General features: G+C 64.2%; 17 protein-coding genes. 11 read left to right on the top strand and 6 right to left on the bottom strand.

Features of this window, described 5'->3' with window-relative positions:
- Positions 1-18: 18 nt before the first annotated feature.
- The 4 genes from NP_RS10365 (at position 19) to NP_RS10380 (ending at position 3,269) form a co-directional block, all read left to right on the top strand.
- On the top strand, positions 19-1,146 hold the full coding sequence (locus NP_RS10365) for a DUF63 family protein (RefSeq protein WP_011323802.1): 1,128 nt from the start codon (positions 19-21) through the stop codon (positions 1,144-1,146).
- A 158-nt stretch (positions 1,147-1,304) separates the two neighbouring features.
- A complete protein-coding gene (locus NP_RS10370) occupies positions 1,305-1,556 on the top strand; it encodes an MTH865 family protein (RefSeq protein WP_011323803.1) in 252 nt (83 codons plus the stop codon).
- A gap of 115 nt (positions 1,557-1,671) precedes the next feature.
- Positions 1,672-2,475, top strand: coding sequence for a diadenylate cyclase DacZ (dacZ, locus tag NP_RS10375; protein ID WP_011323804.1), 804 nt, complete (start codon positions 1,672-1,674; stop codon positions 2,473-2,475).
- Positions 2,475-3,269, top strand: coding sequence for a mechanosensitive ion channel domain-containing protein (locus NP_RS10380; protein WP_011323805.1), 795 nt, complete (start codon positions 2,475-2,477; stop codon positions 3,267-3,269). The genes dacZ and NP_RS10380 overlap by 1 nt, the downstream gene beginning before the upstream one ends.
- Here the strand turns inward: NP_RS10380 and NP_RS10385 are convergent.
- Complete coding sequence (locus NP_RS10385) at positions 3,266-3,802, bottom strand: acyltransferase (RefSeq protein WP_011323806.1); 537 nt, start codon at positions 3,800-3,802, stop codon at positions 3,266-3,268. The genes NP_RS10380 and NP_RS10385 overlap by 4 nt on opposite strands.
- Positions 3,803-3,832: 30 nt before the next feature.
- Entirely contained in the window at positions 3,833-5,707 is a 1,875-nt protein-coding gene (locus NP_RS10390; RefSeq protein ID WP_011323807.1) for a DEAD/DEAH box helicase, read from the bottom strand.
- Positions 5,708-5,793: 86 nt separating this feature from the next.
- Here NP_RS10390 and NP_RS10395 point away from each other — a divergent pair, with 86 nt between their 5' ends.
- Entirely contained in the window at positions 5,794-6,084 is a 291-nt protein-coding gene (locus tag NP_RS10395; protein WP_011323808.1) for a DUF5779 family protein, read from the top strand.
- Here NP_RS10395 and NP_RS10400 read toward each other — a convergent pair.
- Positions 6,081-6,791 (bottom strand): VOC family protein, encoded by a 711-nt coding sequence (locus NP_RS10400; RefSeq protein ID WP_011323809.1) that lies wholly within the window; start codon positions 6,789-6,791, stop codon positions 6,081-6,083. The genes NP_RS10395 and NP_RS10400 overlap by 4 nt on opposite strands.
- 106 nt (positions 6,792-6,897) lie before the next feature.
- Between NP_RS10400 and NP_RS10405 the strand changes: the two genes are divergently transcribed.
- From NP_RS10405 to surE, 3 genes are read left to right on the top strand one after another with little or no spacing between them, the layout of a single operon-like run.
- Positions 6,898-7,566 (top strand): hypothetical protein, encoded by a 669-nt coding sequence (locus NP_RS10405; RefSeq protein WP_011323810.1) that lies wholly within the window; start codon positions 6,898-6,900, stop codon positions 7,564-7,566.
- 52 nt (positions 7,567-7,618) lie between these two features.
- Positions 7,619-7,858, top strand: coding sequence for a hypothetical protein (locus NP_RS10410; protein WP_049939661.1), 240 nt, complete (start codon positions 7,619-7,621; stop codon positions 7,856-7,858).
- A 46-nt stretch (positions 7,859-7,904) separates the two neighbouring features.
- Complete coding sequence (surE, locus tag NP_RS10415; protein ID WP_011323811.1) at positions 7,905-8,678, top strand: 5'/3'-nucleotidase SurE; 774 nt, start codon at positions 7,905-7,907, stop codon at positions 8,676-8,678.
- Between the two features lie 14 nt (positions 8,679-8,692).
- Here surE and NP_RS10420 read toward each other — a convergent pair whose 3' ends face one another.
- Positions 8,693-9,868 carry a CaiB/BaiF CoA transferase family protein gene (locus tag NP_RS10420; protein WP_049939860.1) on the bottom strand — a complete coding sequence of 392 codons (1,176 nt, stop codon included), beginning with the start codon at positions 9,866-9,868 and terminating at the stop codon, positions 8,693-8,695.
- A gap of 191 nt (positions 9,869-10,059) precedes the next feature.
- Between NP_RS10420 and NP_RS10425 the strand changes: the two genes are divergently transcribed.
- From NP_RS10425 to NP_RS10435, 3 genes are all read left to right on the top strand, one after another.
- On the top strand, positions 10,060-11,112 hold the full coding sequence (locus NP_RS10425) for an aliphatic amidase (protein WP_011323813.1): 1,053 nt from the start codon (positions 10,060-10,062) through the stop codon (positions 11,110-11,112).
- Between the two features lie 60 nt (positions 11,113-11,172).
- A complete protein-coding gene (locus NP_RS10430; protein WP_011323814.1) occupies positions 11,173-12,393 on the top strand; it encodes an acyl-CoA dehydrogenase family protein in 1,221 nt (406 codons plus the stop codon).
- Between the two features lie 77 nt (positions 12,394-12,470).
- Positions 12,471-13,541, top strand: coding sequence for a hypothetical protein (locus tag NP_RS10435; RefSeq protein ID WP_011323815.1), 1,071 nt, complete (start codon positions 12,471-12,473; stop codon positions 13,539-13,541).
- Positions 13,542-13,561: 20 nt separating this feature from the next.
- On the opposite strand, the gene NP_RS10440 is transcribed toward NP_RS10435, so the two are convergent.
- Positions 13,562-14,038, bottom strand: a complete 477-nt coding sequence (locus NP_RS10440; protein ID WP_011323816.1) for a peroxiredoxin family protein — start codon at positions 14,036-14,038, stop codon at positions 13,562-13,564.
- A 264-nt stretch (positions 14,039-14,302) separates the two neighbouring features.
- The gene (locus NP_RS10445) at positions 14,303-14,632 is read right to left on the bottom strand and encodes a hypothetical protein (RefSeq protein ID WP_011323817.1); all 330 of its coding nucleotides are present in this window, start codon (positions 14,630-14,632) and stop codon (positions 14,303-14,305) included.
- Between the last annotated feature and the right edge of the window lie 107 nt (positions 14,633-14,739).

Below are 14,739 nucleotides of genomic sequence, written 5' to 3' on the forward strand. Positions count from 1 at the left end.
TGGGACACGACTGTCGGTATGGACTCTTCCGACTTCGACCTCGCCCGGATGTGGCTCGCGGTGTTCGTCGGGGGCATCGTCGCCATCGTCGCCGCGGCGGCTGCGTTCCCGCGGCGGGTCTATAACGGGTTCCTCTGGCAGTACTTCTGGGGTCCGGTCGATGCAGACGCCCACGGCGCTGTCTGTGCGGTCCGTTCAGGGGGTACGACGGAGCGACTCTACAGTCGGGCGGCCTGTTCCGGGGCTGAAGGTTTCGTCGCCGAGCCGGGCTATACGACCGTCTCGACGGTTAGCTACGCCGTCGTTCTCGTCTTCATGCTCATCGGCGTGCTCTTCTTGCTGCGTCGGTTGGACATTGAAATGTCTCCGGCGTTCTACTTCGCGCTGTTTCCCTACATGCTTCTTGGCGGGGCGCTCCGGACAGTCGAGGACGTCAACGTCGCGTTCCGAGGCGAAGCGGTCGGGATGCTGATTCCGTATCCGGCTGTTGCGCTCATCATCAGCCCCTTCATTTATTTCGTGATGTTCGGGTTTACGCTGGCGGCGCTTGTCGGCGGCGTCTGGCTCGAAGGCCGGGGGACGCTCTCCCGTAGCGAGACGTTCCTCGGCGGTATCGGAACCGCCGCCGTTGTCGCCGTCGTTGGCTGGCTGCTCTATGTCGCCGGTACCACCGACATCGTCGAGTTCTACCTACTCGTTCCAACAATCGTGCTCGGCGGTGCGACGCTGACCACGCTGGTGTTTTGGTGGGTGACAGAGCGGTTCGTGCCGGGTATCAACGAGGGCACCGGGGCGATGGGTGCCTTGGTCGTTTGGGGACACGCCGTCGACGGCGTTGCCAACGTGCTGAGCCTCGACTGGGGTGAACAGCTCGTGGGCGTCCCCTACGGCTCCAAGCACGTCATCAACGAAGCGACCGTCCGGATAACCGGGGCTATCCAGCCGCAGTGGCTCACCGACGCAGTCGGCAGCGCATGGCCGTTCTTTTTCATCAAGGTCATCGCCGCTGTCGTGGTCGTTTGGGTATTCAACGAGGAGATATTCGAAGAGAGCCCGCGATACGCCTACCTGCTTTTCATCGCGGTGCTTGCGGTCGGGCTCGGCCCGGGGACCCGTGATATGCTGCGGGCGACGCTCGCCATCTGAGACCACTGACGGCCGCCTCTGCTTTTAAATACGCATTTATTACAGCGTAACTTGGTAAGTACTGCAGATATTATACAACCATAGTAAACTTACTTCCGGGTTTTAGTTTCCACTGTCGAATCATTTTTATGGTGGGTCCGTCATAGTGTGAGTGTACTATGGCAGACAAAGACGACCTCCGCGAGCAGATGATCGACGCCTTCGAAGGTGCAGACTACCCCATCAACAGCCCGATGGACCTCGTGCCTGCGCTCCCGCAGGGGCCCGGTACGAAGTTCGAATCCGGCGACTTCTCGATGACCGCAATGGAGCTCAACACGAAGCTCGGCGGCGGCGAATTCCCCTACGACTCGGCGGAAGCGTTCGTCGACGACGTCATCGAGCAGCTCGAAGACCAGGACCTCATCTGAGGTTTCCCTGTTTTCCGCTCACCGACCACACAGAGCGGCAGCGCCGTTCGTCGACCGTCAGACATGCGGCTGACGCTCCCAAACACTTTTTCTGTCCGGCACCGACACTCCCCCGATGAGCGAACTCAGCGACCTGCTGGACGATATCGTTGCCGACGTCGATGGTGTGTTTCTGTTTTCCCCGAGCGGGTCGTTCTACGAGCGGTTCGGCGAGTCCGACCCCGTCGTCGTCGCCCCGGAAAACGACGTGGGGGCGGACCGATACGTCGAGTTGCCGCTGGCGTTCAAAGACGTCAGCGAGCGGATTCGGTTCGGTATCGAAGGGGGGCTCGAACACGAGTTCGTCGCCGAAGGCGACCAAGTCGCCTGTGCGGTGGCGCTTTTTGACGATGACATCGACACGGTCACGCGGGTTCGTGCCGGCGATTTCGACCAATCGGGCGTCTACGACCTCTTTGTGAACAGCCGCGCCGAGCCGGAGGTCATCCGGAACGTCTTCGAAGTCGCCATCGAGCTGGGCAAGAAGGGCCAAAAAGGAAAGCGAGTCGGCGCGCTGTTCGTCGTCGGTGACGCTGGCAAGGTGATGAACAAATCCCGGCCGCTGAGCTACAACCCCTTCGAAAAGAGCCACGTCCACGTCGGCGACCCCATCGTCGATGTGATGCTCAAGGAGTTCTCCCGGCTTGACGGGGCCTTCGTCATCAGCGATTCGGGGAAAATCGTCTCCGCCTACCGGTATCTCGAACCGTCCGCGGAGGGCGTCGACATCCCGAAGGGACTCGGCGCGCGACATATGGCCGCCGGGGCAATCACCCGCGATACGAACGCCGTTGCGGTCGTCCTCTCGGAGTCGGACGGGCTGGTCCGGGCCTTTTCGGGCGGAGAAATCATTCTGGAGTTGGATCCGGAGGAGTACTGATGGTCGACCTCCCGCTCCGAAGCTGGTTCGAAGGGCTGCCGACACCGGGGCAAAACCTGCTCGTCGCCGCCGGCGTCCTCGTGGCCGGACTCGTCGCCGGTGCGCTGACCGCCTATCTCGTCAGCCGTGCGCTGCGGGCCTTCGGTGTCGATGACGCTGTCGAAGGAACGCCGTTCGAGCGGACGGCGAGACAGCTCGGCACCTCCACAGTACGCCTGCTGGCCCGGCTCTGTGGGCTGTTCGTCTTCGTCGTTGCGGCACTGTACGCCGGGCAGGTACTCGAAGTCATGCCGGAGGAGGCGGCACTGGAACGGATTAGCGCCTTCCTCCCGCAGCTTTTTGTCGCAGTGCTTGTCATTCTCGTCGGCCTCATCGCCGCCGACAAGGCCGAACTCGTCGTCAGCGAACGACTCAAGAGCATTAAGCTGCCGGAGGTGACGCTCATTCCGACACTTGTCAAGGTCTCGATTCTCTACGTCGCCGCGCTGATTGCCCTCTCACAGCTCGGCGTTGCGACGGGCGCGCTGCTGATTCTCCTTGCGGCCTATGCCTTCGGCGTCTTCTTTCTCGGCGGGTTGGCGTTCAAGGACCTCCTGTCGTCGGCCGCGGCCGGCATTTACGTGCTGATGACTGAGCCGTACAGTATCGGCGACGAGGTCGCAATCGACGGCTGTCGGGGCATCGTCCAAGAGGTCGACGTGTTCGTCACCTACGTCGAAGCGGAAGGCGAAGAGTACATGATACCAAACCGAAAAGTTCTCCGTGAGGGGGCGATGCGGGTCCGGTCGGGCTAGCTTCGGTTGACCGGTTCGGCCGGCACACCCGCCCACGTCTCGCCGGGCGGAACGTCCTCCGTTACGAGTGAGTTCGCTGCGACCTGTGCGCCGTCGCCGATTTCGACCCCCGGGAGGACGATTGTGCCGGCACCGACCATCGCCCGCCGGCCGATGCGGACCTGGCCGGTCCGGTATTCGTCCTGCAGAAACTCATGGCAAAGCAGCGTCGTATCATAGCCGATAACCGCGTCGTCGTCGACGGTGACAAGCTCCGGCCAGAAGACATCTGGCGTCGATTCAAGCCCCCACGAGACACCAGTACCGACGGTGACGCCGATTCGTCGGAGCAGCCAGTTCTTCAGGCGGAGGCTCGGCGAATGGCGGGCGAGGACGATGACGACGTAGTTGAGCGCGACCCGAAGCGGATGCTTCGCCTCGGGCCACGACCAAAGTGAGTTCCGGGGGCCGGGCGTCGCATGGCGGCGGAGGCGGTCATGGCGTCGCTCGCCGGCCGTGTCGTCGTCTGCGGGGCTGTCGGCAGCGTCGGTCACGAGAGGTGCGTCGGCGGCGACCGTGTTAAGTCATTCTTCGTCGGCGACGCGGCCGTCGCCGAAGGCGAGCGGCTCGGCCTCTTGGACGCGAACCCCGCGAGCGGCTAAGTGCTTGGTTCGCTTGCGGGCGAAGTCCTCCTCGCGGGACCCCCGCGTTGCGAGGACGTACATCCGTGCTTTCCCGACGGGGCGCATCGTCCGACCGGCTCGCTGTGCGCCCTGCCTGCGGGAGCCGCCGAGTCCGGAGGCGGCAATGGCGACCTCAGTGTCCGGCAGGTCGATGCCCTCATCGCCGACCCGGGAGACGACAATCGTATCGAGTTGGCCGCCGCGGAACCGGCCAAAGAGCTTGCTCCGACGGGCATGAGGCGTCTCACCGCTGATGAACGGGACGCCGAGCGCTTCGGCGATTTGGTCGCCCTGCTCGATGTATTCGACGAAGACGATGGCTTTCGAGCCCCGGTTCTCGTGCAGGATGGCGGATATCTCCCGTATCTTCGCCGGGTTCGTTGCCGCCAACTGTCGTTTCTCGTGGCCGGTCGCCGAGCCGTACTCGTTGCGGTGAGTCTCGGACGCCCACGGCAGAAACCGGATTTCGACCTCCGGCTCGGCGACGTAGCCGGCCTCGAACAGCGCCTCCCAGTTGGTTCCGATGGGCTGGCCGACGAGGGTGTATATCTGCTGTTGGTCGTCTGTTTCCCGAACCGGCGTCGCCGTCAGCCCAAGCCGGTGTTTGGTCTGGAGTTGGGCGCTCCGGCGATGGACGGGGCTGGGGATGTGGTGGACCTCGTCGTAGACGATGAGCCCCCACTTCCGCGAATCGAAGAGGCTCCGATGGCGGTCCATCCCGGCGGTCTGGTAGGTCGCTATCGTTACCGGGCGGATTTCCTTGCTGCCGCCGTGGTACTCGCCGACCTGTTCCGGCGACAGTGTTGTCTCGTTGAGGAGATTCTCCCGCCACTGGGCGGCCAGCTCTCGGGACGGAACCAGAATGAGCGTCTCGCCCTCGATGTCGGCCATGATGCCGAGCGCGGCGACGGTTTTGCCGGACCCCGGCGGGCCGACGAGCACGCCGGACCCGGCGTCGGCGAACCGAGCGATCCAGTCGCTCTGATACGGCCGCAGCTCAAGTGTAAGGTCCATCGGCAGCGGGTCGCCGGTGTCGAGATTCCGGTGGTCTTGGACCGGATAGCCGGCCTCGTAGAGGGTCTGTTTGAGGTCGGCGGTCCGTTCTTCGGCGACCCATGCCGTCTCGTCGTCAAGCCGGGCACGGAGGACGCCGTCGTCGAGCCGCGGTTCAGCGACGTTCCCCAGCAGGTCAGCGCTCTTTGCTTCGAGCACCACGTAGCCGTCCTCGTGAGTCGTAAGCCGGAACTTGTGGGCCCGCTCCCATTGGCCTTCGACCCACGATTCGAGCGCCTCGTGGTGGCCGCCGAGCGCGGACCGAATCGTCGCCAGCAGCTCCGGCAGCGACTCGTAGGGGGCGTTCCAGATGTCCTCTTCCCGAACGGCGTAAATGTAGCCCGACTCGCTGTTCGTCTCTTCGAGGTGGGCAAACTGCGTCAAAAGTGCCCGCGTGTACTGTTCGGGTTCATCGACGACAATGTCGCGACGCTCAGGAAAGACAGTGACCCGCTCTGTGGCCCCGGCTGTTCGCTCGGGAGCCCAGACCGCCGACTCGTCGTCGACATCAAGCCGTTGGACCTCGCTTTCGTCAGCGAGGGCGGCAAGCGCCTCGTTAGCGACCTCGACGGTACAGCCGGCTGTCGTGGCGAGGTCCTCGGCGGTGACGACCGGGCGGCGCGCGGCGGCCAGTGCGTCGTAGAACGTCTCGATGTCGATGTCGGCGTCGGCGTCAGCAGACGCGATGTCAGGGTCGGCTGTCACTACACACCGGTTGGACATCGGCGGTAAAAAGCGACTCGCGTCGGTGCCACGGGGCGACCGCCGACAGCCGGCAGGCTTTTTCTGTCGGACGCTGTGGCTCCGGTATGGGCGATTCAGACCTCGATTTGCAGACCGCGGAAGACGAGCTGGACGACCTCGACACCGGCGGCGATGTCGTACTCGGCGTGCTTGACGGGACGACTGACCCCGACGAGTGGGTGGCACACGTCGAAAACGACGACGTGCTCGTGTTGAATATCGAGGGGGACCTAAGCGAGTTGGCAGCAGGGTTCGCCCGCGACATCCGAGAGCTCGGCGGCGAGCTGATGCATTTCCGTGACTTTCTCGTTATCTCGCCGCCGGGGCGGGACATCGACACCGACCGACTGAGCTAGCGCTCCGACCGGACGAACGTCAGATAGTGGCCGTCCGGGTCCCTGATTCGGACGGCACCGTCGTCGAGCTGTTCGCGTTTCGTGACCCGTTCTGCGACGTTGTCGGCGACCGCCGCGGGGGATTCGGCGTTGATACCGACATCGACGTGGACGCCACCGCGGGCGTCGGCAAGGCCGAGCTGTGGCTCCCACAGCTCGATGTCGAGCGGCCCGTTAGTAAGACGAGTCCGCGTTCTGTTCTCGCCCCTGTCGACGACCTCGAAGCCGAGGGCCGTATAAAACTGCTCGGACGCAGGCAGGTCCGCAACCTCGAAGACGACCTCGAAAATGCCCGAAAGCGTCCGGCCAGCGGTCCCGCTCGGCTCGTCCGCGCCGGCGATTTCGACGCAGTTGCCCGCCGGGTCGTAGAGATACAGCGACCGCATGCTGCCGAAATCAACCTCCTGCAAGTCGAAGTCGGCATCGAGACGGTCCCACCACGCGTCGTAGGCGTCGGCCGGACAGGAGAAAGCATAATGCGTATGCAGACCGCCACGGGGAACCGCCGTCGGCCGTCGGAGCCGAAGCTCCGAGCTACCGCCGGCATCGAAACGGTACTGTCGGTCGGTCGCCTCGATGAGCGGCAGTGATAACCGCTCGCGGTAGAACGGAGCGACCGAGTCGAGGGACGTGACCTCCAGCGTGAGCCACCGGCAGTCGCCGAGCATACACGGGCTAGGGACCTGCGGCGATAAAGTTCCGGGGGCTCGCGGCGGGTTGGCAGGGGCTGCCGGCAGTTCGGGATATATACGTCCCGGGGTCGTACGTACATTTATGCCGATGAAAGGCTCCGGCGAGGGCGAATTGACGGTCATCGACGAGTTTGACGGCGGCGTCGGCTGGATCGCGTATCCCGACGAGACGATGCGGCGGGCTTCCCATGCCGTCGAAAGCGACGGCGAGCTGTGGGTGCTCGACCCGGTCGATGTCGACGGCCTCGACGACCTGCTCGCGGAGTATGCGCCGGTCGGCGGCGTCGCCGTCCTGCTCGACCGCCACAAGCGCGACGCGGCAGCCATCGCCGAACGCCACGGTGTCTCGGTGTTCGTTCCGGAATGGATGGGTGGTGTCGTCGACGACATCGACGCGCCGACAGAGCGGTTCAGCGACGAGCTGGCCGGCTTCTCGGTGCGGCGGCTTGTCGACAACCCGTTCTGGCAGGAGGCGGCGCTGTTCGACGGCGAGACGCTCGTCGTTCCGGAGGCGCTCGGGACGGTCGATTACTTCCGGACGGCAAGCGAGGACCTCGGCGTCCATCCGATGTTGCGGCCGGTGCCGCCGAAGTGCCTCAAAGAATACGACCCCGAGCGGCTGCTCGTCGGCCACGGCGAGGGTGTCCTTGATGCGCCCGCGGCGGCAATCCAGGCAGCCGTCGACGGCGCGCGCAAGGGAACGCTGCCGCTGTACGCGAAGAACCTCGCCGGATTGGTCGGGCTGCGGTAGTCGCGGGACCAGCGAGACAAATTTTATACGCAGTCGGCTGTTCCGCCCCCGTATGCGGCTTCCCCGTCCAGCGCCGGCAACGTATCTGGAGACTGTCCTCATCTTCGTCGGGCTGCTCGCCGGGGTCCAGTATACGGGCCTGTTTTTCGGGTCCGGCGGGTCGCTAGATATTCCGTATCTCGTCGGTTCCGCGCTCGTCTTTCTCGTTGCTGCGTATCTGCTCTCGGTCGTTGCAGCGAACACGCCATTGCTCTCCGAGTGGGAGCGGCTGTCCCGCGACAGCGGCGAGTGAACGCGGGCAGCGGTGAACTTTTGCGCGCCCCCGCCGCAGGAGTGGTATGGACGTGCTGCTCACCAACGACGACGGCATCGACGCGGTCGGTATCCGGGCGCTGTATGATGCGCTCGCAGAAGTCGCCGACGTGACTGCCGTCGCGCCGGCCGACGACCAAAGCGCCGTCGGCCGACAGCTCTCGCGGACCGTCGAGTTACACGACCACGAACTCGGCTACGCCGTCGAGGGGACGCCGGCCGACTGCGTCATCGCTGGGCTGGGGGCGCTCGACCTCGACCCCGATATCGTCGTTGCCGGCTGCAACGAGGGGGCCAACCTCGGCGAGTACGTGCTCGGGCGGTCCGGCACCGTCTCGGCGGCCGTCGAGGCGGCCTTCTTCGGCGTGCCCGCCATCGCTGCGTCGGTGTACTTCCCGGCCGGCGATGTCACCATCGAGGAGTTCGACCCGGACAAGACGGATTTCGCTGAAGCGTCTCGCGCGGTCCGGTATCTGGTCGACAACGCCATCGGTGCGGGCGTTTTCGACGCCGCCGACTATCTCAACGTCAACGCGCCGCTACCACCTGAAACAGGCCACGCCCCGATGGAGATTACTGAACCGTCCCACGTCTACGAGATGGACGGCGAACGGGACGGCGAAACCGTCCGCATTCAGGACCACATCTGGGAGCGAATGGCCGAGGGGACGATTCCCGACCCGCCGGGAACCGACCGCCGCGCGGTCGTCGAAGGCCGCGTCAGTGTCTCGCCGCTGACCGCACCGCATCCGACGACCGGCCACGAGGGACTGGCAGGGCTGGCCGAAAAATACCAGTAGTTCCCGTAGCGCACCTACCGCACAACGCCGTCGTCGTTGAGCCGCGCCCGCTTTTCGTCGCTGAGCCCCGCTGCCGCCAGCAGCGTATCGGTGTGCTCGCCGTGTCCCGGAACGTCTCCCTCGGCGGCTCCGCCGGTTGGGACAGCCGACCCCCGGAGGGGAAAGCCCACCCGCGGCTGGCCGTCAGCGGGGCGGTCGATGTAGCCCCGGGCCTCGATTTGTGGGTGTTCAAGCGCCTCATCGGGCGTGTAGACCGCCTCGACGGCAGCATCAACGTCATCGAGTGCCGCTATCCACTCCTCGCGAGTCTTCGAGCCGAAGATGTCCGCCAGCGTCTCCCGAAGCGCCGCCCGCTCGGCGTCGTCATCTGTCATATGCGCTTCGACGAGGTCGGGACGGTCGACAGCATCACAGAAGGCCTCCCAGAACTGCGGTTCGAGCGCCCCGAGTGTCACGTACCGGCCGTCGGCCGTCTCGTAGACGTCGTACCACGGATACGCACCCGCCAGCGGCGTCTCGCCGGGACGTGGGTCCTCACCGGCTAGTGCCTCGGGGGCGAGCGCCTGCGAGAAGGAAACGACGGCATCAGTCAGCGCTACATCGAGGTATTCCCCGTCCGTGTTGCCGAGTTCGCGCGACAGGAGCGCCGATACGATGCCGAACGCGGCCAACAGCCCGCCAGCCATGTCGGCGACCTGATAGCCGGGGACGCGGGGGGCTTCGTCGGTGCCGCGGCGGGTCATATCCAGCAGCCCGGCGATACCGACGTAGTTGAGGTCGTGGCCCGCCCGGTCGGCGTACGGCCCGGACTGTCCGTAGCCGGTCAGCGAGCAGTAGACGAGGTCCGGCTGGCGCTCGGAGAGCGTCCCGTAGTCGACGCCGAGCCGTTCGGCGACGCCGGGGCGGAAGCTCTCGATGACAACGTCGGCGTCATCGACGAGCGCGTAGAAGGCTTCGCGGCCGGCATCAGTTTTCAGGTCAATGGCGACGCTCCGCTTGCCGCGATTGACCGCGTCGAAGACCGCACCGACGCCGTCGTCAGTCAGCGGCGGCATGTGTCTGGCGTAGTCGCCAGCGTCGGTGTCTTCGACTTTGACGACATCGGCACCGGCGTCGGCGAGAAGTTGGGTTGCGTACGGTCCGGGGAGCAGCCGCGTGAGGTCGAGTACGCGGACACCGTCGAGTCGCATGGGGTCCGGTGCGCCGGCCACGATATAAGCGTGCTGCAGGGAGAAGAAGCTACATTCAGACATATATTCAGCGTTTATCCGGAAGATATTCATGCTACGGGGAAAGTGAACTATCGTATATATTCTTCTGACGCCACTAGAAGCACATCCACACAAAATCTATATGTCGTGTCAAAGTGGGTGTGTCCGTAATGCGACACGGAGATATCTCGTCGTCGGGCGACACCGTCGGCGTCGCGGTCCATCAGACCGCCGCCCCGAGCCCGGAGACAAAAGACGAAGTACTCGAACAGTGTGAGAACATCGCCTCGAAAATCGAGGGCATCAAAACCGGCGCGCCCGGTGTCGACCTCGTCATTTTCCCGGAGTATTCGACGCAGGGAATTACGTACGACGAGGAGCTGATGATGGAGCTTGCGACCGAAGTCCCGGGACCGGAAACGGAAATCTTCTCCCGAGCGTGCGACGAACACGACGTGTGGGGTGTGTTTTCTATCACCGGTGAGAAACACGAGGACCATCCCGAACGGAACCCCTACAACACGCTCATTCTCATCGACGACGAGGGCGAAATACGACAGACCTACCGGAAAATCATCCCGTGGTGTCCGATAGAAGGGTGGACCGCCGGCGACCAGACCTACGTCACCGAGGGGCCGAAGGGGCTGAACATCAGCCTCATCATCTGCGACGACGGTAACTACCCTGAAATATGGCGCGACTGTGCCTACAAGGGGGCCGAACTCATCGTCCGCTGTCAGGGATACATGTATCCCGCCGCCGAGCAACAGGAACTGGTCGCCCGCCATGCGGCGTGGGCCAACAACGCCTACGTCGCCGTCTCGAATCTCGCCGGGAGCGACGAGGTGTACTCATTTTTCGGCAACTCGAACATCGTCGGCTTCGACGGCCGGGTGCTCGGCTCCTGTGGCAGCGACGAGAACGTCTGGCAGTACGCCGAGCTCTCGGTGTCGGCCATACGGGACGCCAGAGCCAACTGGCAGAGCCAAAACCACCTCTACAAGCTGCTCCACCGCGGCTACACCTCAACGGAGGATGCGGGACTCGGCGACGGTGAAGCAGAAAACCCCTTCGACTTCTACGACGACTGGGTCGAGAACCCGGAGAAAGCGGCCGAGCAGATAGAATCGATAACCCGTTCGACCCCCGGTGTCGAAGAAGCCCCCGTCGAAGGTGTCCCCACAGAGACAGCGGAACCGCCCGAAGCGGCCGGCGACGACTGACGGCGCTGTTCCACAAACAACCGTCGGTGCGTTCAAGGGGGAGGCGAAGTATGTGGTGGTATGTCACCACATGGGGCAGTCTCCGGGGTGAGCTTCGAAACCGACGAGGAAACGTCGCTCGTGCTGTCGAGCCTTGATGAGTTCATCGAGCAGGAAGTCAAGCCGCTCGAAGCCGACCTCGGGGAGAGGTGGTCGAACCCGCGAAAGCGCCACGAGGACGACGGTCGATTCGTCCCAGACGTGCTGGAAGCCATCGAGACGGTGCGGAAGAAAAGCGCCGAGGCGGGGTTCTACGCGATGAACCTCCCGCCGGAGGTCGGCGGCGACGGCGTTTCGAACGTCACGTGGTATCGGGCGATGCGACACGTCGCATCGAACGGCCCTGGGCTGACAGAACACGTGCTCGCCGGGCCGGAGGGACCGAAGCCACTGTTGGCACAGGCGGAAGGCGAGCAGGCAGAGCGGTATCTCAAGCCGTGCGTCCGCGGCGAGAAGTCGACGGCTTTCGCACAGACCGAACCCGGCGCCGGCTCCGATTCGCCGAACATGGAGACGACCGCTGAGAAGGACGGCGACGAGTGGGTCCTCGACGGCCGCAAGCAGTGGATAACGAACGGCCCCTACGCCGACTTCGTGCAGGTGTTCGCCCGAACGACGCCACAGGAGGAGTTGGGCCGCTACGGCGGCATCACCTGCTTTCTCGTCGAGGACGACGAATACGAGGTCAGCACGCTGAACAACGCTGTCGGCATGGTCGGAATGCAGGCCGAACTCGTCTTCGATGCGGTTCGACTGCCCGAAAACAGGGTGCTCGGAACCGTCGACGGGGCGTTTTACGATGCGATGGAGTTCCTCTCGCTGGGCCGACTCGAAATCGGCGCGCGGGCGCTCGGCCACGCCGAGTTCCTTCTCGACCGCGGCGTCGAATACGCCGGCGACCGCGAGGCGTTCGGCCGTCCCATCGGAGCGTTCCAAGGGATTTCGCATACGCTCGCACGCGGGCGAGCCAGAACGTTCGCCGCCGACGCGGCTGGCCTCCGGCTGGCGTGGCTGCTAGACCGCGGCGAGCAGGCCATCGAGGAGTCGTCCATTGTCAAATATCTCGCGACGAACGTCCTCTTCGATGTTGCCGACGGTGTCGTCGGCGTCCACGGCGGCAACGGCGTCGCCGAGGACAATCCGTTCATGAACGAACTCCAGACAGCCAGAATCCTCCGTATCGTCGAAGGAACCGACGAGATACAGCTAAACACCATTGCGAAGGAACTCGGTGTCCGGTAGGTTGGGCGCCCCCGGCGTTCGTATCGCATCTCGAAGCCGAGCGTAGCGTTAATGGGCTTCGTCTGAAACGGACGTGTATGCCGAGTCGACGGGAACTGCTCCGTCTCGGAGGCGCGACGCTCGCAGCAGCGTCAGCCGCCGGTATCGCCGGCTGCAGCGAGGAGGCGTTCGAGGGGCCGGCTGACGAGATTACCGGCGACGACCTCGCGCTGCCGGGCGACAGAGCAGTCCCGGCGGAGGACCCGGACGAAGAGGACCCGGACGAGGACACAGCAGACGAAACGGAAACAGAGCCGACACCGGATGAAGACGAGTCGGAGCTGTCGGACGAAGAGATTGCAACCGCATTCGAGACCGCAATCGAAGCGCTCTCGACAAATGACGAAGCACTCGCCGACCACGACGCCGCAGCCGCTCCGGAGGAACTCGACGTAGCCGCGGTCAACGAGCGGGCCGACACAGCGGAGACGGCGCTTGAAGACATCGAGCCCCACGTGGCCGGCGATGACGCCGACGACGTCGAAGCGCTGCAAGCGGTCGCGACCTATCAACGGTACGTCGCCGGCTACGAGACTGCTCGGACGGAGCTGCTCGTCCGGCTCGACATCATCGAGGCATACGTCGCCATCGGCGAGCCGGAAAACGCCGCTGCGGAGCTTCCATCGGCGCTTGACTACCACGATGAGGTTGAACCGGAGCTGACAGCCGCCGAACGGGCCGCCGAACACCTCCAGCCGGTCACCCGGAGCGAAACGCTCGGGGATGGGGGACACCTCGACGGCGAACGACAGACCTTCGAGCGGCTCGGAACGACGCTTGAGGCGGCCGACGAATTCCTCGACGGCGCCGTCTCGATGCGTGAGGGGCTTCGGGCGTTCGACGAGGAGCGATACGAAGACGCGCTGACGGCGTTCTCTGCGGCGTCGCCGTCGCTTGCCGCCAGCGAGCGTACGTTCGACCAGCTTGAGACGGACGAGGAAACGCCACAGCGGCTCCGGACCAACGTTATCGAGCTCCGGTGTACCGCCGGAGCGTTCGCCGAGGCGGCGACACACTTCGAGGCGGCCGCATCGCTCGCGACGGCGGGAGAAAGATGGGAGGCCGAAGACAGGTTCGAGGACGGAGAGGCGGCGTTAGACCAGTGTTGATTGCTCTCTGACCGTACTTGTCACAGACGCTCGACTGCAGCCTCGATATCCTCGTGGGGCACCGGGCGTATCCAATCGTCAGCGAGCCAACGCTCTGTGACGACGCCCTCGGAGTTGAGTACGAAGACAGCCCGCTGTGGCGTCTTTGTGCCGACCATCCCATCACGCTCGACGAGCAGGTCGTATGCGGCCGCGACATCGCCGTTGAGGTCCGAGAATATCGAGAACGGACTCTCTAACTGCCTGAGAAACTCGTTGACCGAGTAGGGGCCGTCTCTGACGACACCGTAGACGGGCACGGCGTCGAACTCGTTCCAGCCGTAGGCCTCGTAGCGAGGCCACCAGTTGCGTGCGATAGCCGAGAAGACGAACCCATCGAAAACGAAGACCGCACCGCGGTCGCCGACGGCGTCGGTAAGCGATGTCGGTCGGAACGTCTCGCCGTCACAACACAGCGCCTCGAACGCCGGGGCGTGGTCGCCGACTTCGGGTGGCATACGTTCTCGTCCAGCGCGTCGAACATAAAGTACGTGCATCCATATCACGGCAAGGCGTTCGACAGCGAGCGTCAGACAGCCATCTCGGCAACGTTGGCACGGAGCCTGACGGCAAGCATGAGGAGAAACGTCGCCGACATGACGATGAAGATGGTGGAGGCACTTTGAACGAGTACAGGAGGCACGCCGATGAGTGTCCCGACGCTCGGGACCGTGTATACCCATTGTCGAAACTGTGACCGAGGGGCGGCCCGGACGGGCGAGTTAAAACTGATACCGACGGGCGTTGTCGTCGTTTTGCCCGAATAGGTCGGAGCCGCCGCCCATCTCCTCGAATGTCATTCCGGAGAGATATTCGTCGTAGGTCACATCGTAACCGCTCCGGAGGTGGAAATCGAGGTTTCCGGTCTCGATTGCGGTCTGAAAGAGCATGTGGACCGCCCGCCGGACGAGTTCGTCGGGGTCGTCCGGCTCGTAAGCGCTCTGGAGCATTGCCAGTTCGTTTCTGGTCTCGGTGTCGAGGTCGACAGAGAGTTCCTCGCCGAGGTCGCTGTAAGCCGTTTCGATGTCGTCCGAGAGGTCCTCAAGTCCCATATCGGCTGTCGGCGGGGCGGGCGGAAGTGGGTTTCGCTCGGTCGACATCGGCTTCGGTGTCAGGACCGCCCGGTCGTTCCGGACCGTCATATCCAAGCGCCGGCGAC

Source organism: Natronomonas pharaonis DSM 2160 (genome assembly GCF_000026045.1).
Classification (GTDB): Archaea; Halobacteriota; Halobacteria; order Halobacteriales; family Haloarculaceae; genus Natronomonas; species Natronomonas pharaonis.

What these genes read in the sequence shown, in the direction of transcription:
- NP_RS10365 (WP_011323802.1), top strand. Translation starts at nt 19, where the DNA reads ATGGACTCTTCCGACTTCGACCTCGCCCGGATGTGGCTCGCGGTGTTC.
- NP_RS10370 (WP_011323803.1), top strand. Translation starts at nt 1,305, where the DNA reads ATGGCAGACAAAGACGACCTCCGCGAGCAGATGATCGACGCCTTCGAA.
- dacZ (WP_011323804.1), top strand. Translation starts at nt 1,672, where the DNA reads ATGAGCGAACTCAGCGACCTGCTGGACGATATCGTTGCCGACGTCGAT.
- NP_RS10380 (WP_011323805.1), top strand. Translation starts at nt 2,475, where the DNA reads ATGGTCGACCTCCCGCTCCGAAGCTGGTTCGAAGGGCTGCCGACACCG.
- NP_RS10390 (WP_011323807.1), bottom strand. Translation starts at nt 5,707, where the DNA reads ATGTCCAACCGGTGTGTAGTGACAGCCGACCCTGACATCGCGTCTGCT.
- NP_RS10395 (WP_011323808.1), top strand. Translation starts at nt 5,794, where the DNA reads ATGGGCGATTCAGACCTCGATTTGCAGACCGCGGAAGACGAGCTGGAC.
- NP_RS10400 (WP_011323809.1), bottom strand. Translation starts at nt 6,791, where the DNA reads ATGCTCGGCGACTGCCGGTGGCTCACGCTGGAGGTCACGTCCCTCGAC.
- NP_RS10405 (WP_011323810.1), top strand. Translation starts at nt 6,898, where the DNA reads ATGCCGATGAAAGGCTCCGGCGAGGGCGAATTGACGGTCATCGACGAG.
- NP_RS10410 (WP_049939661.1), top strand. Translation starts at nt 7,619, where the DNA reads ATGCGGCTTCCCCGTCCAGCGCCGGCAACGTATCTGGAGACTGTCCTC.
- surE (WP_011323811.1), top strand. Translation starts at nt 7,905, where the DNA reads ATGGACGTGCTGCTCACCAACGACGACGGCATCGACGCGGTCGGTATC.
- NP_RS10420 (WP_049939860.1), bottom strand. Translation starts at nt 9,868, where the DNA reads ATGCGACTCGACGGTGTCCGCGTACTCGACCTCACGCGGCTGCTCCCC.
- NP_RS10425 (WP_011323813.1), top strand. Translation starts at nt 10,060, where the DNA reads ATGCGACACGGAGATATCTCGTCGTCGGGCGACACCGTCGGCGTCGCG.
- NP_RS10430 (WP_011323814.1), top strand. Translation starts at nt 11,173, where the DNA reads ATGTCACCACATGGGGCAGTCTCCGGGGTGAGCTTCGAAACCGACGAG.
- NP_RS10435 (WP_011323815.1), top strand. Translation starts at nt 12,471, where the DNA reads ATGCCGAGTCGACGGGAACTGCTCCGTCTCGGAGGCGCGACGCTCGCA.
- NP_RS10440 (WP_011323816.1), bottom strand. Translation starts at nt 14,038, where the DNA reads ATGCCACCCGAAGTCGGCGACCACGCCCCGGCGTTCGAGGCGCTGTGT.
- NP_RS10445 (WP_011323817.1), bottom strand. Translation starts at nt 14,632, where the DNA reads ATGGGACTTGAGGACCTCTCGGACGACATCGAAACGGCTTACAGCGAC.